Below are 24,833 nucleotides of genomic sequence, written 5' to 3'. Positions count from 1 at the left end.
CGGCCGGCCGCCGAAAAATGGACACCCTTCCGCAACAGCCTGAGCGGCGAAACTGGGGAATTTTACTTCGGCACTTTTGGGGAAAATTCGAGCGGCATTGACAGTCGTTTCGTTCGAACTCACCGTGCACCAGCACGTCCAGCCCGATCTCTTCCTGCCAGCGAATTGCAGCCTCGATCTCCTTCTTCAGGAAGGTCTCGTAGTCGACATAGCTCAGCTGGCCCTTCGCATGAGCGGCCCGTGCCCTGCGTACCTGCGGCGTCTGCGGGAAGGACCCGATGGTCGTCGTCGGGAACGGCGGCAGCCCGAGCGTGCCGGCCTGGACTCTGGAGCGCTCGGCAAAAGCGCTCTCTCGTCGCTTCATGCTGTCGTCAATGCTGGCGATCCGCCCCTCAACCAGCGGGTCATGGATCTTCGTGGATGTCACGCGAGTGGCGGCAGCCTCCGCAGACGCTTTCAACGCGCCTGCCACCGCATCCCTGCCTTGGGACAGGGCCCGGGCAAGCAACACCAACTCGTCGGTCTTCTGGGCCGCGAAGGCGAGCCACGACCTGATGTCCGCGTCGAGTTCCGTCTCCATGCGGAGGTCGATCGGCACATGCAGCATCGAGCAAGAAGGCGCGATCTCGACGCGGTCCAAGGGCCAGCCGGCGACGATCGGTTTGATGCGGTCGAGAATGGCGGGCAGGTTCGCACGCCAGACGTTGCGGCCATCGATCAAGCCAAGCGAGAGCACCAGATCCTTCGGTGCGAGCCGACCCACCGTTTCCAGCTGCTCGGGAGCGCGCACGAGATCAATATGCAGCCCGGCCAGGGGCAAAGAAACTGCGGTTTCGAGATTGTCTCCCAGCGGCCCGAAATACGTAGCCAGCATGATCTTCAACTCGGGCGCGGCTTTTGACAGCTGGCCATAGGCGAATTCGAACGCAGCTCGTTCGTTCGGGTTCAGATCGAGGACAAGCGCTGGCTCATCGATCTGCACCCAGTCGGCTCCCGACAGCTTCAGCCTCTGCAGGAGTTGCTCGTAGACGGGCAGCAGCCTCGGCAGGAGCGCGATGGGATCGAATCCTTCGGCAGGCGATTTCGCCAGCTTGAGGAAGGTGATCGGTCCAAGGATGACTGGGCGTGTGTGAATGCCGAGAGCTTTAGCCTCGAGGAAGTAGTCGACCGGTTTCGTCGACGAGAGGGCGAACGTCTGATCATCGTCGAGTTCCGGCACAATGTAGTGATAGTTGGTGTCAAACCACTTGGTCATTTCCATCGCGGTTACATCAGGCCCATGAGCCGCCTGCTGGTGACCAGCGTGTCCACAATCCTCCGTCTGACCCTGGTTGCCGCGCGCCATTGCGAAGTAGATGTCAAGTGGAACCTCGCCGCTATTCCAGCCGTAACGGGATGGAACGGCGCCGACCATGGCTGCGGTGTCGAGCACATGGTCGTAGAGCGAGAAGTCGTTCGACGGGATTTTCGACACGCCGCGATCGTGCTGCTCCTCCCAGCTAGCGGCACGGAGCGCCTTCGCGGTCGTGAGAAGGTCGGCAGCGGACGATTTTCCGGACCAGTAGCTTTCAAGCGCGAATTTCAGTTCTCGCCGACGACCGAAGCGGGGCACGCCGAGCGTTGCTACAGGAATTTGCTGAGAGACAGTCATGCCAGACCCCGATGGTTGGGGCGTCGGTGACAAGGAAGGCGCTAGCAGGCCGGCACGAACGCCAGGCTGCAGCGGCCACCGAGACACCCCGCCCGTGGACGTAATTCGCCGTGGCAGGTCTCCTGGCTCGCGGGGTCATAGCCTCTACCCGTCTTCCCAAGGCTATTCGCCTCAGTGACATGAGTGGGGTTGGCTCGCCGCTAACAGTTGCGGGGGCAGCGCCGGCATCGCACCGGCTTCCCTCTTAGCTCCGCTGCGGCAGCGCCGTACGGAGAACCACGACGCGGGAGACAATTACAACAGTTCGCTTCTTTGTCAACGCCGCATAAAGAAATGTTTATGTCGTTATGTTAAATTTCCGTTGGCATGTTCCAAAGGTCGCCTCGAAAGCGAAAACTGTGGAAGCCTTGAGCGGCCGGTAAATCAAATCAATGACGCACGGCGCCCTTGTCCAGGAGGATAGGAGTTCGTCGGCTCCCGGCGGCAAACATACCGGCAAGCGCTGTGGTGCTGCTTCCCGCATCATGCGAACGCCACCTCGGCATCGAACTTCGGCTCCGAGGTTCCGACCGCTTCGTCGGTGATCTGCTCGCGACCATATTCGGCTCAATGGCGAGGCTGTTGCCTAGGAAGCTGTTGGCCGTGATGCCCTCGGTGATACGACACAATGATTTCGAGGGGAGCACCCGAGGCCCGGCGCAGCGGCGTGTTGCGAAGTGATCGAGGCCAATGTCTCGACCTGCTTGTTCGCAGCCCACCGGCTCAAGGTAACCGGCTCAAACCAACGGGCCAGCTCAAGTCCTGTCCAAATGAGGCCTGAGCGGCAAATCGTCGTGCACGCGCACGGTTTGGCGTTCGATCTTGTGATGCGTCTTGGGCGGGCAATCGCCACGGTGCAGCGCTTCCAGGCGCGCAACGATTTCGGCGTCATCCTGGGTCTGCCTGTTGTTGTGGCGAACATACTCGACCCAGGTTGGCACATGATAGCACTCGGTCCATAGTTCGGGCTTTTCCAGGTCACGCAGCAACGCCCATTGTCTGGCGCCATCTCGCAGCCGGGCTTTTCGCCACGATGTCATCACACTGAGAAATTCTGGGACATCTCTCTGATCGATACGATAATCGACCATCACCATGATCGGACCGCTTCGTGGCCGCAGATCAAGTTGCAGCGTCGGTTCGCTGAACTTGTTGGTCGGATCCAGATTGAGCGTTTCGAAATCCGGCTGACGCAGAACGATTCCCATCAGTCCACCAATCACAAGAACCACGCTGGCGACGAGGAAGGCTCCCGAAACACCTTGGACATCCGCCAGTTCGCCCCAAAGCCAGCTTCCCGCCGCCATGCCGCCGTATGTGGCCGTCTGATAGAGAGACAGGGCGCGTCCAACCACCCACCGCGGCGCCGAAAGCTGCACTGTGACGTTAAACAGCGAGAATGATTGAATCCAGGCCGCACCGGCCGGCATGAGGAGGAGACAGCTCAGCCAAACGTGCTCACTCCATGCCAGAAAGAAGCAGCTGATCGCCAGTATAAAGAACGCACCGCGAATGACCCATTCGTTGGAGAGAACTTCTCGGACCCGCCCAATGAGGAGCGCGCCGCAAATCGCTCCCAGGCCGAAGAAGCCGAGCATCACGCCGTAGGTGACTGCGGTCCCTTTGATCTGTTCGCGAGCGACCAACGGCAGGAGAGCCAAAATGACAACGGCGGTGAGGCCGAAAATGAAACTCCGGCACATCACCTTGAGAAGGTTCGGCGACAAGAGCACGTAACGGAAGCCCGCCGCCATCGCACTGCCGAAAGCCTCCCGCGGCAGCGCTTGTCGTGCCCGTACCGCTTTCCACCGCAACAGCGCAGCGATCAGAGCGAAGTAGCAAAAGACGTTAAAGAGGAACGCGAAGGCCGCACCGGCTGTGGCCACGATTAGGCCGCCAATCGCCGGCCCGATGCTGCGCATGAGATTGTAGCTCATGCCGTTGAGCGCAACCGCGCTAGGCAGGTGTTCGCGAGGCAGGATATCCCCCATCGAGGCTTGCCAAGAGGGATCGTGCAATGCCCAACCACAGCCGATCAGGAAGGTGAGACCCAGAAGGATCCAGGGTGTCATTTCCCCCGCATAGGTCAGGAACGCCAGGAAGGCGGATACGCAGACAATCAGCAGTTGCGCAGTCAACTCCGGCGACGGTCAAAGTTGTCCGCGAGCGCTCCCGCCGCGAGCGAGAAGATCATGTAGGGGAGGGTGGTCGATGACTGGACGAGCGCCACCATTCCATGGGAGGTGGCGATGCTGGTCATCAGCCAAGCCGCCGCCACACCTTCCACTAGGGTGCCAAGGTTCGAAACGAGTGCAGCCGACCATAGCGAACGGAAGGTCTTGTGCTGAAAAGGTACGAGTGAAGATGTTCTCTTCGCCATTGTGGGAAGCTTCGGGATCGAGCGCGGGGCTGGATTTGTTTCGCCTCACTCAACCATGGCCTCGCCGTACAAGCCAAGCTGCCACAGTGGCGCGCCTGCTAACCCAGAAAACTTGGCGGCCTTACAGGCATGCGCAGGACGCGCGAAGCCGCTCAAATCTCCCCAGATGGGTCAGCCACCGAAGACCGGCATCACTTGCCCGTTGAGCGGCTATACGATAATGCTCCGCGCTAAGCAGGAAGCGCCAAAAATTCGAGCGGCGACTTCATTCTCCTATTCAGGAAGGAACTATGAGGCGGCAGACGCGACCATTCACCGTGGAAGTCAAACAAAAGCGCAATTATGAAAAATCCGCACGTTCCATCTGGGGCAATTTCGACATCGCCGCGGCGATGGCCGAGACAACAAAGGAAGTCGAGCCGTTAAATCGTCAGCTTGTTGACTCTACTGTAGTGGCCCTTGATGCTGAACCTTTGCACAAACCGCGAGTGGAGCATTTCATGGCCAATCCCCTGGAAACCGAGTCAGCAGTAGTTCATAGCGCACCGGCAGACAAAGCGGAAACGCCAAAACCGAAGACGAGAGCGCGGCGGTCGAGGAAGCCAGAAGCTGAGGCGAGCGCGCCTGCCCGCAAGGAGGGCGCCAAGCCGATATCCGCGACCACTGAAGCACCGCCGTCAGCGCGAACAGGCCGAAAGAGCTACTCCGCGAAGGATCGTGCCCAGAAGCTGGCGCAGATCGAGACCTCGATCGGCGGCGGCGCTACTCTCAAGAGCGCGGTGAAGCAAGCCGGCATCTCGGAACAGACATATTATCTTTGGAAGAAGGCGGCGGCGCCGGCGGCGGACAGTGACGGGCTGAAGGATCTCGTCGCGCTCGAGGAAGAAAACAAGCGGCTAAAGAGCCTGCTTGCCGATCGTCTCCGCAAGGAGAATGCGGAACTGAAGAAAAGGCTCGGGCTGGATTAAGGAGGGTGGGCAGCTGGTTCTTGGCTCGCCACCTACAGTAATCCCGCCTGCTCCGCCTCTCGGCGCAGATTCTGCCGTGGCCTTGGGCCGATCTGCTGGATGACCAGTCCGGCCGCCAGCGAGCCGAGATCGCCGCAATCCTTGAGGCTGCGGCCTTGCGTGTAGCCGTAGAGGAAGCCGGCGGCGTAGAGGTCGCCGGCGCCGGTGGTGTCGACCAGCTCGCGGATCTTGCTCGCATTGATGGTCACGGTCTCGTCGCCGCGCACGATCACCGAGCCCTTTTCCGAGCGGGTGACGGCGGCGATCTTGCAATCCTTGCGGATCTGCGCCAGCGCCTCGTCGAAGGACGCGGTCTGGTAGAGCGACTTGATCTCGTGGCTGTTGGCAAAGACGATGTCGACGGTGCCGGAGCGCATCAGATCGAGGAATTCGTCGCGGTAGCGGTCGACGCAGAACGAGTCCGACAATGTCATCGACACTTCGCGCCCGGCGGCATGGGCGAGCTTCGCCGTCTGCCGGATCGCCTCCTTGGCGCGCGGCGGGTCCCACAGATAGCCCTCGAAATAGGTGACCGCGGCGCCCGACGCCTTGCCTCCGGGCCGAGCTCGACGCAGGCGCCGAGATAGGTGTTCATCGAGCGCTCGCCGTCCGGCGTGACGAAGATCATCGAGCGCGCCGTCGGTGGCTCGCCGCTGAGCGGCCTGGTGTCGAAGGCGACGCCCTGGGCATGGATGTCATGCGCGTAGATTTCGCCGAGCGCGTCGTTCGAGACCTTGCCGAAGAAGGCGGCGCGGCCGCCGAAGCTGGCAACGCCCGCCGCCGTGTTGCCGGCGCTGCCGCCCGAGGCTTCGATGGCCGGGCCCATGCGGCTGTAGAGCAGTTCGGCGCGCCTCGTGTCGATCAAATTCATCGCGCCCTTGATGATGCCGTTGGTCTCCAGGAACGCCTCGTCGCACTGGGCGATGATGTCGACGATGGCATTTCCGATACAAAGCACGTCATAGTCCGGCATCAATTCATGTCTCCGCCAAAAACCCACCGGCTTTCTGCCACGCCGGGCGCGGGCGGGTCTGGCCAGTGGGAATGGGCTTTGCGCTTGCCAATCCGTTCGGCGCCAGCCCTCACGGGGCGGCAAGTCCTGCCTCGCGACGCAATTCGTCGGCCCTGTCTGTCTTCTCCCAGGTGAAATCAGGCTCTTCACGGCCGAAATGGCCATAGGTCGCGGTCTTGCGGTATATAGGGCGTAAGAGATCAAGCATCTTGATAATGCCCTTCGGTCTGAGATCGAACAACTCAAGAATGAGGCGCTCGATCCTTCTTTCCTCAACCCTCGCTGTTCCGAACGTGTTGACCATGACAGAAACCGGACTGGCCACGCCGATTGCGTAAGCAAGCTGCACCTCGCAGACGTCCGCAAGTCCGCTAGCGACGATATTCTTTGCGACATACCGGGCCGCATAGGCAGCTGAGCGGTCAACCTTGGACGGGTCCTTGCCCGAAAAGGCGCCGCCGCCGTGACGACCCATCCCACCATAGGAATCGACGATGATCTTGCGTCCAGTGAGACCGCAGTCGCCGCGCGGCCCGCCGACTACGAACCTCCCCGTCGGGTTGACCAGAATTCTGATGCCTTCCGTCTCCAGGTGGGTCGGCAGGACAGGCTTTATGATTTCCTCAATGACGCCCTCGCGGACCGTCTCTTGCGAGACTTGCTCGTCATGTTGGGTCGATACGACGATGGTATCAAGGGCGACCGGGCGCAACCCCTCATAGCGCACTGAGACTTGGGATTTCATATCAGGACGCAACCAGCCAAGCTGTCGTGCTTTCCGGACATCTGCCTGTCGTTTCGTCAAGCGATGCGCGAGCTGGATCGGCAAAGGCATCAAGGTATCGGTTTCGCGGCATGCGTAGCCGAACATGAGGCCCTGATCTCCCGCTCCCTGCTGGAGGTCCTGCCCTCGTCCCTCGTCAACGCCCTGGCTAATGTCGGGCGATTGCTCGGTGAGTGCATGAACGACGGAGCAACGCCGGCCGTCAAAGCCGACGGCCTCATCGTCGTATCCAATATCGAGAATTGTATCGCGCGCAACTTGGCTATAATCCACCCGCGCATCGCTGGTAATCTCGCCAGCCAGAACGACTATCCCTGATTTTACCAACGCTTCACAGGCGACGCGCGCCTTGGGATCGGTGCGGAGGATGGCATCGAGGATGGCGTCCGAGATGTTGTCGGCCAACTTATCCGGGTGTCCCGCGCCAACCGATTCGGAAGAGAACACGAACTGCCTAGCCATGAAATGCCTCACTTCGGGTGTTGGAGTTGTATGGGGCATTTTGCTTAGCCCACCTTACCTGTCGGGGATGCCCGGGACCTCGAACGCAGCGCACGAGTCGGCAACGTCTCTTCGCAGGGAGGCATGGAGATCTTCGTCGTCTGGCTCGCCAGAGGACGGAGTCAATGAAGCGAGCAATTTGCACGGTTTCCACATCGCGCATGCCCATTGACGTCACTGCTGGCGCCCCCAGGCGAATTCCGCTTGTGACCGCCGGATCCCGCGGGTCGCCAGGCACCATGTTAAAGTTTGTGATGATGCCTGCCTTTGCTAGCCGCTCGGCATAGGCCTTGCCCGATAGTGGTCGATCGCGCAGATCAAGGATCAGCATGTGATTGTCCGTCCCCCCGGTAACCAGGTCATAACCTCGCTCGATCAGTGCCTGTGCAAGAGCCTTGGCATTCTTGACGGTCTGTTGGCCGTAGCTTCGGAAGGACGGGTTCGCGGCTTCGTGCAAGGCAACTGCTAGCGCAGCGATAACATTCATATGGGGGCCGCCTTGCAGTTGAGGGAAGACAGCGCGATCTATTCGTCTGGCGAGATTGTATTTGCCCTTCGAATGATACAGCGGTTGATAGCGATCTTCATTCCTTGACAAAATGAAGCCACCGCGGGGACCGCGGATCGATTTGTGGGAGGTGCTGCTGACCACGTCGCAATGGCGCACGGGATTCGGGTGCGCTCCCGCGGCAATCAGGCCGCTGATGTGCGCAATGTCGGCTACGAGATAGGAGCTCGCTTCCAGGGCGATTTCTGCCATTGCCGCGTAGTCAAAGACACGCGGGTAAGCAGTTCCGCCGACCCAAATGAGCCGCGGCCGTTCCCGCTTGGCTGTCTCGCGCAAGCGGTCATAGTCAATCTGCTGTGTCTTTTCATCTAGTCCATAGGGGACGCGTTGATAGTCAGTTCCGGAAAAGTTGATGGCCCAACCATGAGTCAGATGGCCCCCTTCCGGAAGGGGCAAGCCCATGACTTTGTCACCGGGGCTCAAAAGCGCACGATAGACAGCCTGGTTGGCCGGCGAGCCGGAATAAGGCTGGACGTTGGCATGCTCGCTGCCAAATAGTGTTTTCAAGCGCTCAATGGCTAGATTCTCAAGCTCATCAACGACCTCATTTCCAGGGTAGTATCGCGCACCGGGGTACCCCTCGGCGTACTTGTTCGTGAAAATCGAGCCGTTCGCTTCCAGCACGGCCGAGGACGCAAAGTTCTCTGAGGCGATGAGCTTAAGGGTCGTCCGCTCCTGCCGCTCCTGTCTTAGAAGCAGTTCGTGAACGCGGCAATCAACCGCCGCCAAGGAAGACTGCCCGTAGGTGTCGGGCTGTGCGATCGCGCCGTCGGCGGAGTTGTCCATGGTAGCTTCGCGCTCCAATTGGATGACCTATTTCACGGTCAAGCATGCGGTCCCCTTCGGCCGCGTGTCTCGTACCGCTTCGAGCCGTTGAAGGTCTCGTTTGTGATAGCCATCGCCGTGGGGCAGGAGATCAACCAACAATTGAACCAGCCCGCCGTCCTTACCTCCTGTTTTGAGATTGTACGAGCACCACGGACGTTGTTCGTTGCAGTAAAGAAAGTCGGCTCTGGCCAGCAGCCGAACGTGTCGCACAACGTGCTCACGACGCAGACCCAGAATCTCCGCTAGCTGGCAGACAGTTAGGTCCGCGTGCGCGCAAAGGCCTAGAATTCGAAGGCGATCTAAATGCGCTGCCGTCCGTAGGCGACTGACCAGTGTCAGCATTGGTCACGACCAAGCCACTTGGAAAGCCTGGGCACTCGTCCTACTGAATTTGTCATTTCGCGTTCTCCACAGATGTTGCAGCTTTCGAACCAAATAATATGGTTGCTTGTCCACCGACCGGACAATCTCGGTGGCCGTGAAGATACTGTTTTGAGCCGATATGGCTGTGTCGAACAAACAAGATGGGCGCTCTTCTTGCCATTGCCTTTAGCCGAAATTGCACGCAGTTCGGCGGGTCGGAGAATAAGCCACGGTTCGGACCCCACTGACTCAAACGTTGCAATAAGCTTACCATTCACAGCGAACCGGAGTTGCTAAGAGTCTATGAATTTCCTTGAAGGATCTGTTGCAACGTTTGCGCAGCCCGGTCTTGCTCCCGGCTTGCAGCGGTCAATCTCGTGCAGACTGACCGTGATGCAAAGATGACAAGGAAGGTTCGCTTTCAATCCGATCTTCTTCCTGGCCAAGTAGTTCGTAGTCTCATAACTGTGGCCTAGACAAAAGGAGGGCTAATCAGCGAGGTATGATGTCGTTAGCGTGGTTGGGCCACCAGCAGGTCGACGCCAAGATCGACACGCGCAATTTCCCGCGCTACGAGAATGTCAGTGACTGCGCGCTCTTCCTCGGGCGGTCTGGCTGCGCCGTCTAGAATCTGAATGCGTCTCGCGCCGACCCGTTCAGCAATGAGCTGTTCGGCTTGCCGCATTGACGGCGAAGCAAGCTCAAGTACGTTTTCGCGCATCTCACGCGCCGCCTCGCCGACTTCCGCAAAACGCTTCTCGGCGAACTGCTCCTTAAAGAGCGCAGCGAGATCATCAAATGTTTGAACTTTGGTGGGCTTGGGTTTCGAGCAAAAATATCCAGTTGCCAGTCCAGGTTTATAGGCAAGGCTGTGCGCTTTGTCGTCTGGCAAGGGCCCAATATCCCCTGGTGAGACGAAAATGGACTGCCGTGCTACGGTTGCTCCATTATAAGAGCGGTCGAAATCGCTGATGTTTGCAATACAAGGAGCCGCATAGAAGACGTTTGACGGATAGCGCGCCTCAAGCCGAAGAAGCAGTTCATGCTGACGCGACACATCCCTGCGCATCATCGCAATCCGAAAAAATGGTATCGACAAACCGGGACAATGTCCGCTCGCAATCTCAAACGCAGTTCCTCGCTTCATCAGATCCGGAAGCTTGTACTGGAAAAACAGCGGAACCCCTGGGAAATTGATGCGGATGTCAAAGCCAGAATGCCCCTCCTGTATGAGGTTTGGAAAGACCGGCGCGCCTACAGGTGCGGCTGACGATGACCGGATAAGGTTTTCGGTGAAGGCATACCCAAATGAGAACTCCGTGTAGCCCACCTTCATTCAATTCTGCTTTCGTGCTGAAGTTTATCCGGGACTCTTTGCCTGCAGCCGAGCAGACCATATAACAGAAAAAACTATGTATACTTGCGATAGTCTGAGCTTATCGATTCCTCGGATAGATATTTCAAAAGCTCACCCACTCTTCTGGCTGCTAGAATGGGAATGGGAAGCTTCTGGTTGATTTGGGTCGAGTTCCAGTTGATTTTGGTAAGCGACAAAACCTCCTGCGCTATCTCAGCGATTCCCGGCGCAGATCGCCGATAAGTTTCGGGCTTCGCGAACAGCGCCAGAGTGCGTAGCCGATATCTTCAACCGGGGCGGCGGCTTCTCCCTCGCCAGTGCCGAGCGCGATCATATGCACTGCGCATTCGGCCAGCGCGCCGTCAAGGCGCCCCGCTTCCGTCGCGCTGCCGTAAAGGTCCAGGAACCACGCCAGCGAGTAAGACCAGTCGGCAGGCAAGTCCTCCCATTGTGATCCCTTGCGACGACGGCCACGACGGCGTTGCGGCCTTCGGGCGTGCGGGGCTCTATCCCAAGGATCGGGTATAATTCGGGTGTCGGCTGCTGAAGGATACGCGCCGGCACGAGCGACAGTGCTTTCTCCAGCGAGGGAGGAAAATCCTCCAGTTCTTCGGCCAGTTCGGCAGCTTCTCTCCTTCGTCCCTCGCGGCGCGCTTCTACATATTCTGCCGCAACCACGGCAACGGTGCGCTGCGCCCGTTCAGCGGTGCCGGTGGCAATCAGCTCGGCCGGAATGTCACCATCCTTGATCGCCCAGTGCGTACGGTGCTGTTCGAACTGTTGAATGCCCAGCCGGTCCGCAATTCTCAACACCCCGCTGACCGGTCGAGAAAGGCATGTTCCGGATCGGGCTCGAAGGTGAAGGCCAGTTCGTGTCCGCGCCGAACGATATTGCGTATGCGGCCGTGCCGACCACGCGCGCGTGCGGGCCTCCCGCCCCGACTTCGTACATCAACAGCGCCGGGATTTCCTCCAGCCGGCGCAATGTTTCAGGGCGCGCGAGGTCGATAGCCTCGGCCTCGGCGCCGCTATATTCCTTGAACCGGTCAATGGTTGACGTGAACGGCGGCGTTTCCCACCACTCGCCGTGGCCCGAGACAAGCAAGTTAAACATGGCACACCACCGACCTCACGCCGCCTTCTCCATAGACCACTTCACCCGTTCGGCGAGAAAGGCGGCGAACGTTTTCACATTCATATTGCCGCTCGCCTCCTCCAGCCCTGCGAGGTAGGCCTTCCGGTCATCGACTCTGACGACTGTCCAGGGGTAACCGCCTGAAGCCAGCATCGCGTTCATGAGGAACCGCGCCATTCGTCCGTTGCCGTCCGGATAGGGGTGCACATAGCCCACAAGCCAATGCCCCAGCACGGCACGCACGGAGGCCTCCTTCTCCGCCTCCAGCAGGTCGAACAGCTCATTCATACCATCGGCCACCGCTTCGGTACGCGGCGGCACGTGCTGCGAGCCGCGCAGGTACACAGGGTGATTGCGATATCCCGCAAGCGCGCTGGCTTTGAGGATGCCGGCGGTCACTGACGGCGCGAACAGCTCCCGGTACCACTCCCGGTGAGTGTCCCGCGTCAACGCGCCGGCTGGCTTGCCGTTGATGATCGCGGCAACAGAGTCTTTGACCTTCTGGAATGCGAGGTAGTAGCCACGCGCGGCAAGCGCATCCCGGTTCTTGCGGTCCTCTTCATCAATCTCCGGATTCCAGCTCCCCTCGCGCACCCGGTCGATGAGTTCCGGGGTGACGCTGTACCCTTCTATCGACAGCGAATGGTAGGCGTCGCTTTCGTAGATATCCTCGACGAACTTCATATAGGCGTCTTTGTCGGACGGCAGTCCGGGTGCCTTCGGGAATATCTCGATGATGGCTTCGCGCTGCGATTGCCAGATCGCGCGCAGGCGGGCGACCAACGGCGGTACGCCCGCCGCAATGGTTGTCACTCCAATTTGTCCCGCCAACGGATCGGATTCGCGCACGTCATAGCCGGCGGCTTTGAACGCGGCCACGATTTCATCGGCAAAGGAGTCGCGTCCTACGCGACGGAAGGCCCCCGCAAGCCGTCCCGCCACGGCGGAATGGCCGCCATCAAGCAGCAGGGCCAGAACGGTTGATACGTCGCGCACCGACGCCATGGCGATCTGCATCTCGATAGGGGCGCGCTGGAAGAACGCTTCCGGCACCCGGGTAAGGGCGGCCTCGACAGTGAACACGCGCTGGCCGTTTTTCTCTGTCAGTTCGGCCGGCATCTCCTTGACCTTGAGGTCATAGAGCGAAGGTCCGAACAGCAGGTCGATTTTGTTATTCGTGCCTTTGGGGGTATTCACCACCACCTGAGGCGGAATAGTGGGCGCTTCCGCGTGCAGAAGCAGCGACTGCTCCGGTGACAGGAACCAGTCCTTGCCGAACCGGTCATTGCAGTAAAGGGAGCAGAACTCCCAGAAGCTCGCGTACCAGGAGGTGGTGTCTTGCTGCTGTGCCTGCGGGCCGGTCGACATGAGCCAGCCTTTGATAACATCGCGCAGGAACCCGTTCTGCAGCAGCCGCTCCCGGTGGACGCGGGTCAGCTCATCTGACTTGAATATGCGCCGCCCACCCTCCTGCAGCTCTTTGAGGACGGCCAGTGATTCAGCGAGTTTTTCATGGGGCTTGGCCATGGCCGTGCCTTTGCAAGTTTTTAGAGCTGTGCGATTACAAGTATATAGTGCTGATAGGCGACAAGTCAATGATGCTGTGGAGTTGCAAGTTTTCTAAGTTGTGCGATAACAAGTTTTTTATGCGATAATCGGGAATAACCCAGTGAAATCACACTTTTGATCGTTTCCATAGCTCGTCTGCGCGAAGGATCGTTACCCGGATGGGCCGATGACCCAGCCGCAGGCTACGCAGGGCTCGGGGCGAGCCTAAAGCCTGGCTCTCCGAAGCGCTTCGAAGGAGGACGCGCCTCTTTGAAAAACTCGCCCGTTGTGCATCGTGGGTACCCGTAAACGCGAATTCTCAAAGAAAAGACGCTCCTTACCTCTCCTTCCCGCCACGATCATCACGGCCGCGCCCGCGCTCACTACGCCGCGACGCCCGCGAGATCGGCTTCTCGGCAATCGCGCCCTCATCACCACTGTCCTGTCTGTCCCCGCTCTTCCCGTCATCGGCTGCGCGCGCGAACCGTCACGCACGTCCACCGCTTTCGACAACGGCGACTGCGCCGCCAGCGCATCCTGCATCGCCTGTTGCAGGTCGATGGAAGGGCTGGCCGCCTGGTCAACCCGCGCCTGCCGCTCTCCGGCACACGCAGCGTATCCTTGTAGCGATTCTGCGCCTTGCGCACCAACGCGCCGCGCCCCTTCGGCTTCAGCTCCAGCGTCAGCGCCGGCATATGCACATGCCCCGCCCGGTCTTTGATCCGCTGCTCGCGCCCGCGCTTCACTTCCAGCGATTGCAGCTCGCGTTTCTCGACCGCCGCCAGCGCCTTCAGCGTGCGCTCGCCGTCTACGGCCTGCAGCCGGTGCCGCTCCCGCTGGATATGCGCCGCCCCGCGCTTCGCCTGCACGAGCTCTGTCTTGCGCGCAACAAACGCCTCCAGCCGTTGCCGGTCCCGGTAACGGTGCAGCTTATCCCGGATCAGTGTGATGCCGGTGACGCGCCCGAGGAACGCCGCCAGCGTATCGAAGCGGCCCAAGATTGATGCGGGTGCTAGAGTGTGAAAGATGTCCCTGAAAGGTAATCAGTGTCATGGCAACAGCGGGCACTACGCTAGATTCGAAATGGATCAGCTTGAGTGGGTGATACAAGCGCTGTCCATGCCGTCAATTCGCGGATCGAGTGGTGAGTAGCGTGCATGCGCCAGAGGAATGGAACAGCATGCTGAGCGCGGTGCATCCAGTAGTAAAAGAAGTCGCCGGCAATCGCGACTAAGACCCCTGAAATGACGGCGAATCCAGTGTTGATGACTGCGTTGTCAGAGTGAAGAAACGCACCGAAATTGATCGTTACGAGCGGCTTTATTCCTAACCAGCCCAAGCTCGCAGCGTAGAGATGCCAGATAAATGTACCCCATCCGAGCCAATATCCAATTCCGCACGCCGCGAACATTTGAGGCAAAACTGTATCGAAAAGCCGGAAAGGTTAGCTCCAGCGCCGCGCAAACGGTAGCGAAGATCACAACCAGCTCAAGCGATGTTAGGTAGTACTGGACCATCTGATTAACGTCGAGAATCTGCATTTGTTTGCTCCTTCCTTCGCGCGGCCCTTGTCTCGCCCAGCAAATGGGCTCGCGTTGACAAGGCTAACCGAAGTACGATCCAAACGGTGAGCATTCTGCCGGCACCGCTATGCGGGCATCCTGGTAGATTGATAAAATTAGTGTTTGGATATGACCCATCCGGGTCCCAAATGGTGGAGGAGTCCAGCAGACGAGGTGGCTTGCGCGAGGCGACCAACTATGCACCAGTGTGCGCGCCGGCGGCTACGATAACGTTGCTTAGAGTTATGGGCTGTCTACTAAAATTTACTCGCTCTTATTTTTTGATGTTTTGCGGCTATGATCGCCGCAAACTAGATTTAGTCAGGTGTGCACAGTCGCCGACGCCAAGATCCCCTTGGTGATAATCGCCGCGAACGGGATTCTTGCTCGCGCAATATGATCCTAGATTCCACGCGATTGGCGGTGCCTGGCTCCCGCTGCTAATCGTCTGCTGAACCGAAGATCATTCACCCATCGACGAAACCAGAGCCACAAAAGCGGTCAGGATCAGATGCTTTTGTCATAAGCACCGGCCAGCGAACATGACCCTCCGTTGGCTGAAATCGTCGGCGATAAAATGGGGCCGCCTATCGCGAGCCTGATTCTCATATGGGGTGTTTCCAAATCTTTTCGAACACCAGAAGCTTGGCCTGGCGCACCGCTTCCTCAATCGATCCCCCGATCGCCAGATACGCGGCTATCGCGCTGGCCAGGGCACAGCCGGTGCCGCGCATCGTTCTTGCCAGCCGACGAGTGTCAAGGCGCACGGGTTCTTGGTTAGGTCGAACGAGAACATCCGTTGAGCGAGGTCCTGAGCCGTGGCCGCCTTTGATCAGCAGGGCCTGAACCCCGGCGGCGAGCAGTTGTTGTCCTTGTTGAAGCGCGCCGACCTCATCCACCGCTAGCTCTGAGCCGGCAAGAAGCGCCAGTTCGATGAGATTGGGTGTGACGATACGGCAAAGTGGCATCAGATGCTGCTTCATGATGGGGATGGCGCTTGCTTCAAGAAGCGCTCGGCCCGACGTGGAAGCCAGCACCGGATCGAGGACTGCCGGTATGCGCGGATTTTCGCGCAGCACAGCGGCAACCGCAGCGACGATCTCAGCCGTTGCGAGCATGCCGATCTTGACGGCCGCCAGCTTGTTGGCCTGCAGCGCTGCACGCATCTGATCGGCCACCAGACCGGGTTGCAGATGAAGGATGTCCGTGACGATGTCGTGTGTTTGCACCGTCACCGCAGTGACGGCAAGGCAGCTGCGCACGCCCATGGAGGAGAGCGTCTCGATATCGCGCGCGATTCCGGCACCCCCACTGGAGTCCGATCCGCCGACGACAAGTACATGCGATTCCTGCCTCAGCGCCATCGGGCGGTCTCTTTTATCCACTCTCTGGTGCGCGCTTCAGGGTCAGGATGCAGCGTGACGTCGGTGACCACCGCGGCACTGTCTGCCCCAGCCTCGAATACGCCGTCGAGCCGGTCGGGGTTGAGGCCACCGATGGCGACCAGCGGGATCGGCGCGACCCGTCGTTTCCACTCACTGAGCCGTTCAAGCCCTTGCGGCGGCCATTTCATCTTCTTGAGGCTCGTCGGATAAATAGGACCCAGCGCCACATAGTCCGGCTCGGCCGCCAGCGCCGTTTCCAGTTCGGTGTGATCGTGGGTCGAAAGTCCGAGCTTCAATCCGCCGTACTTAATCGCCAGCAGGTCGGCCGCAGCCAAATCCTCCTGGCCGAGATGAACGAAGTCGCAGCCTTCCTCGATTGCCGTGCGCCAATAGTCGTTGACGATCAGTTGGCAACCATGGACCGCGCAGACGCCGTTCGCGCGGCGGATTTCCGCGCGCAACTCGTTCTCGTCCATGTTCTTGATGCGGAGCTGGACCAGCCTAACGCCGAGCGGCACCAGCCGTTCGATCCAGGCGGCACTGTCGACGATCAGGTAGAAGGGATCGAGCTTCATGAAAAAACCGCCCTGCCGATTGTCGGCGTCGATGGCACGGCGACGTCGCGCGGCTCGAGCAGTCCCGAACCATAGGCTTCGCGACCGGCGTCGACCGCCTTGCTGAAAGCGCGCGCCATGCCGACCGGATCGGCCGCCTTGGCGACCGCCGTGTTCAGGAGCACAGCGTCGAAGCCGAGTTCCATTACGGTTGCTGCGTGCGATGGCCGTCCGAGCCCCGCATCCACGATCAACGGAATGTCGGGGAAATATCCGCGCATCGAGCGCAGCGCCATGATGTTGACCGGTCCGACCGCCGAGCCGATCGGCGCACACCACGGCATCAGCACCTTGCAGCCCGCCTCCAGCAACCGCTCGGCGACGACGAGATCGTCGGTGGTATAGGGGAACACCAAAAAGCCGTCTTCGCAAAGGACGCGCGGCTTCGACCAGGCCGAACACGTCCGGCTGCAGCGTGTCGTGGTTGCCGATCACTTCGAGCTTGATCCAGGACGTGCCGAAGACCTCGCGCGCCATCTTCGCGGTCGTCACGGCTTCCTTCACGGAGTGGCAGCCGGCGGTATTGGGCAGGACGCTCACGCCGAGCGAGCGGATCAGCGACCAGAATTTCTCGCCGGCCCTGCCGCCGGCCATTTCACGGCGCAGCGATACCGTCACCACCGAAGTGCCAGACGCCTTCACTGCATCGGCAAGGATGGCCGGCGAAGGATACTGGGCGGTTCCGAGAAGCAGGCGTGAGGCAAGCTTTGCCCCGAGAAGATCGAACATCGGCTAGCCTCCCTGCATGGGTGACAGGATTTCGATCCGGTCGCCCTCGCTCAAGCGGAATTCCGCCCGTTCGGCCGCGGGCACTACGTCGCCGTTGAGCGCGGTGGCGAGCCAGCCGCCCTCATAGTCAATCTCCTTCAAAAGAGCGTCGAGCGTCGTTGCCTTGGCTTCAAGCGCTTCGCCGTTGACGATCAGCTTCATTTTCAGGCTCCCTGGTCGGCAGATGAGTTGAAGACAAGGCTGGTAGCCTGCTCGGCCATGGCCGGTGAAAGCAGGAAACCGTGCCGGTAAAGGCCGTTAATCGTGATCGTGCCGTCCTTCCAGCGCTTCACCCGCGGCAGATTGTGGGGATAGGCAGGGCGCACGCCCACTCCCGTCTCAACGATTTCGGCCTCACCGAACGCCGGATGGAGTGCATAGGCCGCATTGAGGAGCTCCATCAGCGAACGGGCGGTGATCGGTCCGTCATGGTCACTTTCGATCATGGTCGCGCCGACCATGAAGTGATGATCGGCTCGCGGCACGATATAGATCGGATGACGCGGATGCATGAGACGCACTGGCCGCGCGAGCGAGACATCACGCGTGTGGAGGATCAGCATTTCACCGCGCATGCCGCGTAAATCGTCGTCGGCCCGCGCGATGCCCGTGCAGTCGATCACCTGATCAAAGCCGGAAAGGCCAACCTCACCCGTCTCAAAAAGGAAGACGACGCCCATCGCACGCAGTTTGCCGGCGAGGGCTTCGAGAGCCCGACGGGGATCGAGATGAGCTTCGCCGCCAAAAAACAGGCCCTGATGAAAGCGGCCGGCAAGATCGGGCTCGAGGGCGGCAACCGCCTTTTCGTCAACCCACTCATAGTTGCGCGTACGAGCTGCAAAACGGGCAAGCTCGAAGGCATCGCGCGTATGGGCGACGACGAGAGTGCCGGCCCTCGTCACCAGCCCGGGCAGCGCCCTTTCCCACCAGTCGGCCGCAACGTTGCCGAAAGTGACGACCGCCTCCTCGGCGCTTTCGCGTTCGCACCAAGGGGCGAGCATGCCGCCGGCGAGCCAGGAGGCATTGCCGCCGATCTGGCTGCGAATTTCAGCAACCGTGACGGATGCACCCCGCGCGGCCAATTCATGGGCGACGGTGAGGCCTGCCACACCGGCGCCTTTGACAAGAATGCGGCGCATGGCTCAGCGCGCCCCCTGATCTTCCTGCACTGAGGCCTGTTTTTCTACCTCGGGCGTCTCCACCGGCATATAAAGATCGCCGCCTGCGCGATATTTCTCGGCCATCGCCGCCATGCCTTCCTTCTGCGCCGTGGCCCGAATGTCGTGGGAGATGCGCATGGAGCAGAATTTCGGCCCGCACATCGAGCAGAAATGCGCCAGCTTGTGCGCCTCCTTCGGCAACGTCTCGTCGTGGAAGGAGCGCGCGGTTGCGGGGTCGAGCGACAGGTTGAACTGATCTTCCCAACGAAACTCGAAGCGCGCGCGCGAAAGGGCATCATCCCTGAGTTTAGCCGCCGGATGACCCTTCGCCAGATCGGCGGCATGGGCGGCGATCTTGTAAGTGATCACGCCAATCTTGACATCGTTGCGATCGGGAAGGCCGAGATGTTCCTTCGGCGTGACGTAGCAGAGCATGGCGGTGCCGAACCAACCGATCATTGCCGCGCCGATGCCGGAGGTGATGTGGTCGTAGCCCGGCGCGATATCGGTCGTCAGCGGTCCCAGCGTATAGAACGGCGCCTCGCCGCAGACAGCGAGCTGCTTTTCCATGTTCTGCTTGATCTTGTGCATCGGCACGTGGCCGGGCCCCTCGATCATCACCTGGCAATCCTTCGCCCAGGCGATCTTCGTCAGCTCGCCGAGCGTCTCCAACTCGGCGAATTGCGCCGCGTCGTTGGCGTCGGCGATCGAGCCGGGACGAAGGCCGTCGCCCAGCGAAAAGGACACGTCATAGGCGCGGCAGATGTCGCAGATCTCCGCAAAATGCTCGTAGAGGAAGCTTTCCCGGTGATGGTGCAGGCACCATTTTGCCATGATCGAGCCGCCGCGCGAGACGATACCCGTGACCCGGTCGACGGTCAGCGGGATGTAGTGCAGCCGCACGCCGGCATGGATGGTGAAATAGTCGACGCCCTGTTCGGCCTGTTCGATCAGTGTGTCGCGGTACACCTCCCAGGTCAGATCCTCGGCAATGCCGCCAACCTTTTCGAGCGCCTGGTAGAGCGGCACAGTGCCGATCGGCACCGGCGCATTGCGCACGATCCACTCGCGGATGTTGTGGATGTTGCGCCCGGTCGACAAATCCATCACCGTATCGGCGCTCCAGCGGATCGCCCAGACCATTTTTTCGACCTCTTCGGCCATTGACGATGTGACGGCGGAGTTGCCGATGTTGGCGTTGATCTTGACCAGGAAATTGCGACCGATGATCATCGGCTCGCTCTCAGGATGATTGATGTTGGCGGGAATGATTGCCCGTCCGCGCGCCACTTCGTCGCGGACGAATTCCGGCGTGACGAAATCGGGCAGTGTCGCGCCGAAAGCCTCGCCGTCGCGCTCAAGCTTGCCGTGCAGGATCTCGCGGCCGAGGTTCTCGCGGATGGCGACGAACTCCATTTCGGGCGTGATGATGCCGGCGCGCGCATACGCAAGCTGGGTCACCGCCTTACCTGCCTTGGCCCTGAGCGGCCGGTGGCGCGCGGGAAATTCCGGCGTCAGGCGCTCGCCCGCCACGAATCCATTGTCTTCCGGCCGGACAGGGCGGCCGTCATAGGCCTCGATATCGCCGCGCGCCGCAATCCATTCGTGGCGAAGTCGGGCGAGGCCCTTGTCGATGCTGGTTTCGACAGTCGGGTCGGTATAGGGGCCGGACGGATCGTAGACGGTGACGGGCGGTTCGCCCGCCGTCGGGTGAACAGAGATTTCGCGCATCGGCACTTTGATGTGCGGGTGGATGGTGCCGGGCTTGTGAATCTTGCGGGAGGCGGGCAGCGATCCCGTCGAGACGGCGGGGGTGAGGGCATTCATCTTGAGGCTCCTTTGCTCGTTGCATTGGAGACCCAGTTCTGTGCCGGAAGGATGAAAAGACGCTTCTGTCGACCTGCCGAAACAGGACCTCGGGCATAAACTCCCGCAAAGCGCTTGCACCGTCCCTACGCCAGTATGAACTGGATCAGGTTCAACGGGTCACTGCGCCGCGAAAGCCAGCAGTATCTCAGCCCCTTGCCGGGACTCCCCTGGTGAATGCTTCAGGTTGAACGGGCGAGCGCTATCTTGTCAAGCGCATTCGGGCCGCGGCGGTGATCGTCGGGCGATCGTCTCGGCCAGGCGCAAGATCGGATGGAGCGTCGCCTGAGAATCGTCTGTTCCTCGATCAGCCTCGCTTATGCTCTGGAGCTTGTTTTCTCGCGCCCGAATTTCCGCGGGGATGGCTGAACGGAGGCGATCCATTTGCGATTTCAAGTGCGTCGGGCCGCACCCCACAATCGCTCAACAAGTTGAACACGTCCTGACCCGACTGGGCCTTCGAGTTTGGAAAACCTGGCCGGGGTACTGCTGGATGGCAGGGTCCGTCAAGCGGGCGGAAGGGATGAGGAAATGAAAGAGCTGCAGATCAAAACACATAATCGAGCGATGAATATCGCCTGCGCGATCATCCGGACCAGATCTGATATGAAACATCGTCCGGCCCCGAGATCGAGGCTCCAATCTCGTATAGCTTCATGCGACGTTCTCTTGGAGTGTTGCGGGATTGGTCCGCTCAACCGGATCTCGGAGCTCAACCCTTTCATCCCATTAGAATGAGCGTTCAAAACGCAGGATTCCGCTGACACTGCTCTTCTTGTTGGCGTTGGTCCAGGTCACGTTGGAAGCGTCCACCTTGCCGACGGCGAAGTTGCCGTAGCGGCCATAGTCGAGTTCCGCCGTAACTGTGAAATCTGGAAGAAACGCATAGGCGACGTTTGCAGCGACACCATGGTTGTTGAGCTGATCACCGGAGAGCTGAAGGTTGAACGAAGTTGTCTCGTTGAGCTCGTAAGCGGCGCCAGCCCAGAAAGCCCAGTTCCCGCCCCAAATCTTATAGAAGCCGCGACCATGAGCGTCGATCGCGTTCATGGAGTCGTCGTTGAGCTTGCCATTGGGACCGTAGCCGAACATTCCGAACAGCAACAGTTCGTTGGTGACATTGATGTCGACACGGACCTTGGCGGCCACCGATTCGTAGTTGCTTTCATAACCAGCAACGCCGGTGATCGCTCCCCAGCCATGTGTGTATTTCAAGCCGCCGACTATGTGCGGATCGTAGTTGTCGATTGTGCCGACCACGCCTGAGCCTTCTTCGAGCGAAACCACGGCCGAAAAGCCGTTCCCGGCGTCGAAGTAGTACTGGACCACATTGGTATCGAAAGCGCCGTACGGAACCGGCGTCTGGTTGAGTACGTCACCCGCGCCGCCAATAAACATGTCGAAGGCCGACCAGTCCTTACCAACTCGGAGGCCACCAAGCTGAATCCAGGCGAAAGTCAAGATGCTGTCTCCGTTGAAGGCATAGGACCGAGAACTGTCCGAAACCGACGTGTGGCGGTTACCGAAATCCACGCGGGTTTCGGTGTAGGTCTTCAACGTGCCGAGTTCGGTCTCCTGGCCGGTCCAAGCTTTCAGTGTGAAGCGCGTATTGTTTTGCCATGTACCCTGATCCTCACCAGTCCTCACATCTGAGGTTCTTGCGTGGTCAAACAATCCGACATGGCCCAAGCCGACGTCGTAACTAACATAGCCGCCGATGCGCAGGCAGGCCTCGGTGCCTGAAATGTAGACGTAGCCCGAGCCGTAGACGTCGCAGATCTTGACGTACTCAGTCGGGTCAGGCTCGGCGACGGTGGTCACCGCGCGAGCGTCGGAAACGGCGATCAGTGCCGCAGTTGAGCCGAGGAGGAGGCTCCCAATGGTCATTGTTGATCTCCGTCTAAATAGTAAAAGGAATCGAGACCGATAAATGATTTTTGCTAAGCAAACGATTGATAGCGCATCAAGCTGAATTCTGGGAGTGTTGCTGCACCTGTCGTGCTAACGCTCAGGAGAAGTTAGAATGTGATTGAGACTTGTTGTCACATATATTAAGTAGTTATGACTCCCAGGCGGTCGTACAACATTTTTGTACAATCACCCTTTTCACCTCCGCGGCGGGCCTCACAAAGGGTACTACTGCAAATGACGTGCCACCCTGACGACCCAGCTGCGGCTTGAAGCTCAACTATGCGGGCGGACCTTGGTTCGCGCTTCCGTTCTTTTGCCTTGCGGATCCACCCAAGCACGAACGGCAAACGTTTCGGCTACGGTTCGTCTGTTCGCTTCGGGACAGTTTGGCTTAATGGCGACGGCATTGTTTGCTTGAGCCCCGCCGTTGAGGCATCATGCGGCGGCCACCGCTCGGTACGACGCCGTCACTTTGGCGAGCTGATGGTCGATAACCACGCGCCGCAGCCTTGCACCACTGAGTCGGTAGGCGCCAGCCTTGGCATTGCGGCGGACCTGACGGTCGCGTCGAGCAGGTTTTCGTGCTGAAAGCGGCGCGGCACAGCTAATGCTTCTTGCCAGCAATTCACACAACGAGCTCATCGAGACGGCAGAGATCATTATGGGCGGCGCTAGCTGGCGTGCAAAGTCTGGACCCAACACCGTATTGTCTCATCGGATGCGGCATCTGCGCTCAGAAGAGTCTCCCACGCGCAGATGAAGGGAAGGGACGTCGAACAAAACGGTGCGCGTGAGGGTTTCGGCGGGAACACCATCGTCAGTCGCTGATCGAGTGCGCTCAGACCATCGCTGTCCAGCCAAGACTGAACGGCGCCCATTGCTAAAAAATTTCGAGCCCAAAGCGGAACGGACTGACATAGCGCAAAGACGCAGGCGAGCGCAGCGGTAAGGTTGGATGTTATCAGCATGGGACGGTGACCGTTGCAGACCACGAAATTTCGAGAGGCCCGGCTGCCTTGGTACACTATCTATCCGGCTGTGTCGGAGTTCTCTGGGGCGGTCGGCGCCGAGGCTTATGAGGAATGGCTCAGGAACCTGCCGGCTGATGATCCGGTGTCACTCTATCTGCACGTTCCGTTCTGCCGATCAGCCTGCTGGTATTGCGGCTTCCCAACCACCATCACCCGCCGTGATGCGCCCATCCTCAACTATCTGGCGGCGCTGCGTGACGAGATCCGTCTGGTTTCGGAGCGAGTGCCGAAGACGTTGCCCGTGAGCGACATACATTTCGGCGGCGGAACGCCGTCTCTCATCGGACCAGCCGAGTTCCTCGCTCTGATGGAGTTCCTGCGATGCCGCTTCGCCATCTCGAAAACAGCTACGGTCGCCATCGAGATCGATCCACGCACGCTCACGCCCGAGATGGCGGAAGGCTTGGGAGCGGCCGGCGTGAACCGCGCGAGCCTGGGCGTACAGAGCTTCGATCCCATTGTTCAAAAAGCGATCAACCGAATCCAGAGCGAGGCCCAGACGTCGGCTGCCGTGGAAGTGCTGCGCCGGCATAGAGTAAGCCGCATCAACTTCGACCTCATCTACGGCCTGCCGCGTCAAACGGTGGAGTCGTGCGTCGAAACAGTGAGGGCGGCGGTCGCCATGCGCCCCGACCGGCTTGCCTTGTTCGGCTACTCGCACATCCCATCCCAAGTAAAGAATCAGCGCCTCATCGAGGCGGAATTTCTTCCCGACAGCGCTGCCCGCGCTGAACAGTATGCGGCTGTCGCCGTGACGCTGATTGCCGCCGGCTACCGACAGATCGGGCTCGACCATTTCGCCTTGCCGGACGACGAGCTCGCGCTGGCACAGGAAACAGGTCGCCTGCGACGTAACTCGTTGGGCTACTCGGCCGATACCTGCAGAACCCTGATCGGTTTCGGCGCGTCGGCTATCGGCCGCATCGGCCAGGGATACGTTCAAAACGAAGTTACACGGGATTCCTACATCCAGCACATCGCAGCTGGCCGACTGGCTACATCGAAGGGCCATCGCCTCACAGACGACGACCGCGTGCGAGCCGCAATTATCGAGCGATTAATGTGCGATTTCGAGGCTGACGTGCCGGCAATCTGTGTCGCCCACGGATCTGATCCGATCCGTCTTCGCGATTCGGCTGAGCGCTTGGCCATGCTGGCCAAGGACGGGATAGTGGACTTCGAAAACGGCTTTGTCCGCGTACGGCGGGAGCATCGCTTTGGGATTCGCGCTGTCGCTGCCGCATTCGATGTTTTTAGGGATGGCGTTATGTATATCCCGCAGCAGCTTAATGCGATGCAAAGCACGACATAGTCCGGCATCAATGTCTCCGCTTGGAACCGCCGGCCTACTTGCCACGCCGGC

17 protein-coding genes, 4 pseudogenes and 2 riboswitches are annotated in these 24,833 nt (G+C 59.9%); of the genes and pseudogenes, 2 read left to right on the top strand and 19 right to left on the bottom strand.

Going from position 1 to position 24,833, the window contains the following annotated elements:
- Both metE and NKI29_RS29935 read right to left on the bottom strand, forming a co-directional pair.
- Window positions 1–1,651, bottom strand: a 1,651-nt coding sequence (gene metE / locus NKI29_RS29940; protein ID WP_352798283.1) for a 5-methyltetrahydropteroyltriglutamate--homocysteine S-methyltransferase, incomplete at its 3' end; no start/stop codon positions are given.
- A gap of 95 nt (window positions 1,652–1,746) precedes the next feature.
- A riboswitch (cobalamin riboswitch) is annotated at window positions 1,747–1,947 on the bottom strand.
- Between the two features lie 498 nt (window positions 1,948–2,445).
- Window positions 2,446–4,070, bottom strand: a pseudogene (locus NKI29_RS29935) (MFS transporter).
- Window positions 4,071–4,360: 290 nt separating this feature from the next.
- Between NKI29_RS29935 and NKI29_RS29930 the strand changes: the two are divergent.
- Complete coding sequence (locus NKI29_RS29930) at window positions 4,361–5,038, top strand: transposase (RefSeq protein WP_352643300.1); 678 nt, start codon at window positions 4,361–4,363, stop codon at window positions 5,036–5,038.
- Window positions 5,039–5,070: 32 nt separating this feature from the next.
- On the opposite strand, the pseudogene NKI29_RS29925 reads toward NKI29_RS29930, so the two are convergent.
- The 17 genes and pseudogenes from NKI29_RS29925 to NKI29_RS29845 form a co-directional block, all read right to left on the bottom strand.
- Window positions 5,071–6,050, bottom strand: a pseudogene (locus NKI29_RS29925) (adenosine kinase).
- Window positions 6,051–6,159: 109 nt separating this feature from the next.
- Window positions 6,160–7,335 carry a methionine adenosyltransferase gene (metK, locus tag NKI29_RS29920; protein WP_352452623.1) on the bottom strand — a complete coding sequence of 392 codons (1,176 nt, stop codon included), beginning with the start codon at window positions 7,333–7,335 and terminating at the stop codon, window positions 6,160–6,162.
- A gap of 54 nt (window positions 7,336–7,389) precedes the next feature.
- Window positions 7,390–8,728: pseudogene (glyA, locus tag NKI29_RS29915) on the bottom strand (serine hydroxymethyltransferase).
- Between the two features lie 916 nt (window positions 8,729–9,644).
- Window positions 9,645–10,469, bottom strand: coding sequence for a hypothetical protein (locus NKI29_RS29910; RefSeq protein WP_352643211.1), 825 nt, complete (start codon window positions 10,467–10,469; stop codon window positions 9,645–9,647).
- 351 nt (window positions 10,470–10,820) lie between these two features.
- The gene (locus NKI29_RS29905) at window positions 10,821–11,300 is read right to left on the bottom strand and encodes a hypothetical protein (RefSeq protein WP_352798281.1); all 480 of its coding nucleotides are present in this window, start codon (window positions 11,298–11,300) and stop codon (window positions 10,821–10,823) included.
- Entirely contained in the window at window positions 11,227–11,604 is a 378-nt protein-coding gene (locus NKI29_RS29900) for a hypothetical protein (protein ID WP_352643215.1), read from the bottom strand. Before NKI29_RS29900 ends, NKI29_RS29905 begins: the two co-directional genes overlap by 74 nt.
- A 15-nt stretch (window positions 11,605–11,619) precedes the next feature.
- A complete protein-coding gene (locus NKI29_RS29895; RefSeq protein ID WP_352643217.1) occupies window positions 11,620–13,152 on the bottom strand; it encodes a Fic family protein in 1,533 nt (510 codons plus the stop codon).
- Between the two features lie 485 nt (window positions 13,153–13,637).
- Window positions 13,638–14,171, bottom strand: coding sequence for a hypothetical protein (locus NKI29_RS29890; protein WP_352643219.1), 534 nt, complete (start codon window positions 14,169–14,171; stop codon window positions 13,638–13,640).
- A gap of 74 nt (window positions 14,172–14,245) precedes the next feature.
- Window positions 14,246–14,371 (bottom strand): sterol desaturase family protein, encoded by a 126-nt coding sequence (locus tag NKI29_RS29885; protein ID WP_352515991.1) that lies wholly within the window; start codon window positions 14,369–14,371, stop codon window positions 14,246–14,248.
- A gap of 79 nt (window positions 14,372–14,450) precedes the next feature.
- Window positions 14,451–14,714: a hypothetical protein gene (locus NKI29_RS29880; RefSeq protein WP_352515996.1), complete on the bottom strand. Its 264-nt coding sequence runs from the start codon at window positions 14,712–14,714 to the stop codon at window positions 14,451–14,453.
- Between the two features lie 626 nt (window positions 14,715–15,340).
- Window positions 15,341–16,099, bottom strand: coding sequence for a hydroxymethylpyrimidine/phosphomethylpyrimidine kinase (locus NKI29_RS29875; RefSeq protein ID WP_352624084.1), 759 nt, complete (start codon window positions 16,097–16,099; stop codon window positions 15,341–15,343).
- On the bottom strand, window positions 16,090–16,695 hold the full coding sequence (locus NKI29_RS29870) for a thiamine phosphate synthase (RefSeq protein WP_352515936.1): 606 nt from the start codon (window positions 16,693–16,695) through the stop codon (window positions 16,090–16,092). The genes NKI29_RS29875 and NKI29_RS29870 overlap by 10 nt, the downstream gene beginning before the upstream one ends.
- Window positions 16,692–17,463, bottom strand: a pseudogene (locus NKI29_RS29865) (thiazole synthase). Before NKI29_RS29865 ends, NKI29_RS29870 begins: the two are co-directional and overlap by 4 nt.
- 3 nt (window positions 17,464–17,466) lie before the next feature.
- Window positions 17,467–17,664 carry a sulfur carrier protein ThiS gene (thiS, locus tag NKI29_RS29860; protein ID WP_352515934.1) on the bottom strand — a complete coding sequence of 66 codons (198 nt, stop codon included), beginning with the start codon at window positions 17,662–17,664 and terminating at the stop codon, window positions 17,467–17,469.
- A gap of 2 nt (window positions 17,665–17,666) precedes the next feature.
- Window positions 17,667–18,641: a glycine oxidase ThiO gene (gene thiO, locus NKI29_RS29855; RefSeq protein ID WP_352643223.1), complete on the bottom strand. Its 975-nt coding sequence runs from the start codon at window positions 18,639–18,641 to the stop codon at window positions 17,667–17,669.
- Window positions 18,642–18,644: 3 nt separating this feature from the next.
- The gene (gene thiC / locus NKI29_RS29850; protein ID WP_352798279.1) at window positions 18,645–20,489 is read right to left on the bottom strand and encodes a phosphomethylpyrimidine synthase ThiC; all 1,845 of its coding nucleotides are present in this window, start codon (window positions 20,487–20,489) and stop codon (window positions 18,645–18,647) included.
- 104 nt (window positions 20,490–20,593) lie between these two features.
- Window positions 20,594–20,710: riboswitch (TPP riboswitch) on the bottom strand.
- 547 nt (window positions 20,711–21,257) lie between these two features.
- A complete protein-coding gene (locus NKI29_RS29845) occupies window positions 21,258–22,415 on the bottom strand; it encodes a porin (RefSeq protein ID WP_352642959.1) in 1,158 nt (385 codons plus the stop codon).
- Window positions 22,416–23,420: 1,005 nt separating this feature from the next.
- Here NKI29_RS29845 and hemN point away from each other — a divergent pair.
- Window positions 23,421–24,782: an oxygen-independent coproporphyrinogen III oxidase gene (gene hemN, locus NKI29_RS29840; protein ID WP_352567757.1), complete on the top strand. Its 1,362-nt coding sequence runs from the start codon at window positions 23,421–23,423 to the stop codon at window positions 24,780–24,782.
- Window positions 24,783–24,833 lie beyond the last annotated feature (51 nt).

Origin of the sequence: Mesorhizobium sp. M0678 (assembly GCF_040320505.1) — a bacterium.
GTDB lineage: Bacteria > Pseudomonadota > Alphaproteobacteria > Rhizobiales > Rhizobiaceae > Mesorhizobium.
The sequence above is the reverse complement of the archived record's forward strand: the minus strand, read 5'-3'. Positions and strand labels throughout refer to the sequence as shown.

Coding starts and splice junctions, on each gene's coding strand:
- NKI29_RS29930 (WP_352643300.1), top strand. CDS start 4,361: ATGAGGCGGCAGACGCGACCATTCACCGTGGAAGTCAAACAAAAGCGC.
- metK (WP_352452623.1), bottom strand. CDS start 7,335: ATGGCTAGGCAGTTCGTGTTCTCTTCCGAATCGGTTGGCGCGGGACAC.
- NKI29_RS29910 (WP_352643211.1), bottom strand. CDS start 10,469: ATGAAGGTGGGCTACACGGAGTTCTCATTTGGGTATGCCTTCACCGAA.
- NKI29_RS29900 (WP_352643215.1), bottom strand. CDS start 11,604: ATGTTTAACTTGCTTGTCTCGGGCCACGGCGAGTGGTGGGAAACGCCG.
- NKI29_RS29895 (WP_352643217.1), bottom strand. CDS start 13,152: ATGGCCAAGCCCCATGAAAAACTCGCTGAATCACTGGCCGTCCTCAAA.
- NKI29_RS29885 (WP_352515991.1), bottom strand. CDS start 14,371: ATGCACCGCGCTCAGCATGCTGTTCCATTCCTCTGGCGCATGCACGCT.
- NKI29_RS29880 (WP_352515996.1), bottom strand. CDS start 14,714: ATGCAGATTCTCGACGTTAATCAGATGGTCCAGTACTACCTAACATCG.
- NKI29_RS29875 (WP_352624084.1), bottom strand. CDS start 16,099: ATGGCGCTGAGGCAGGAATCGCATGTACTTGTCGTCGGCGGATCGGAC.
- NKI29_RS29870 (WP_352515936.1), bottom strand. CDS start 16,695: ATGAAGCTCGATCCCTTCTACCTGATCGTCGACAGTGCCGCCTGGATC.
- thiS (WP_352515934.1), bottom strand. CDS start 17,664: ATGAAGCTGATCGTCAACGGCGAAGCGCTTGAAGCCAAGGCAACGACG.
- thiO (WP_352643223.1), bottom strand. CDS start 18,641: ATGCGCCGCATTCTTGTCAAAGGCGCCGGTGTGGCAGGCCTCACCGTC.
- thiC (WP_352798279.1), bottom strand. CDS start 20,489: ATGAATGCCCTCACCCCCGCCGTCTCGACGGGATCGCTGCCCGCCTCC.
- NKI29_RS29845 (WP_352642959.1), bottom strand. CDS start 22,415: ATGACCATTGGGAGCCTCCTCCTCGGCTCAACTGCGGCACTGATCGCC.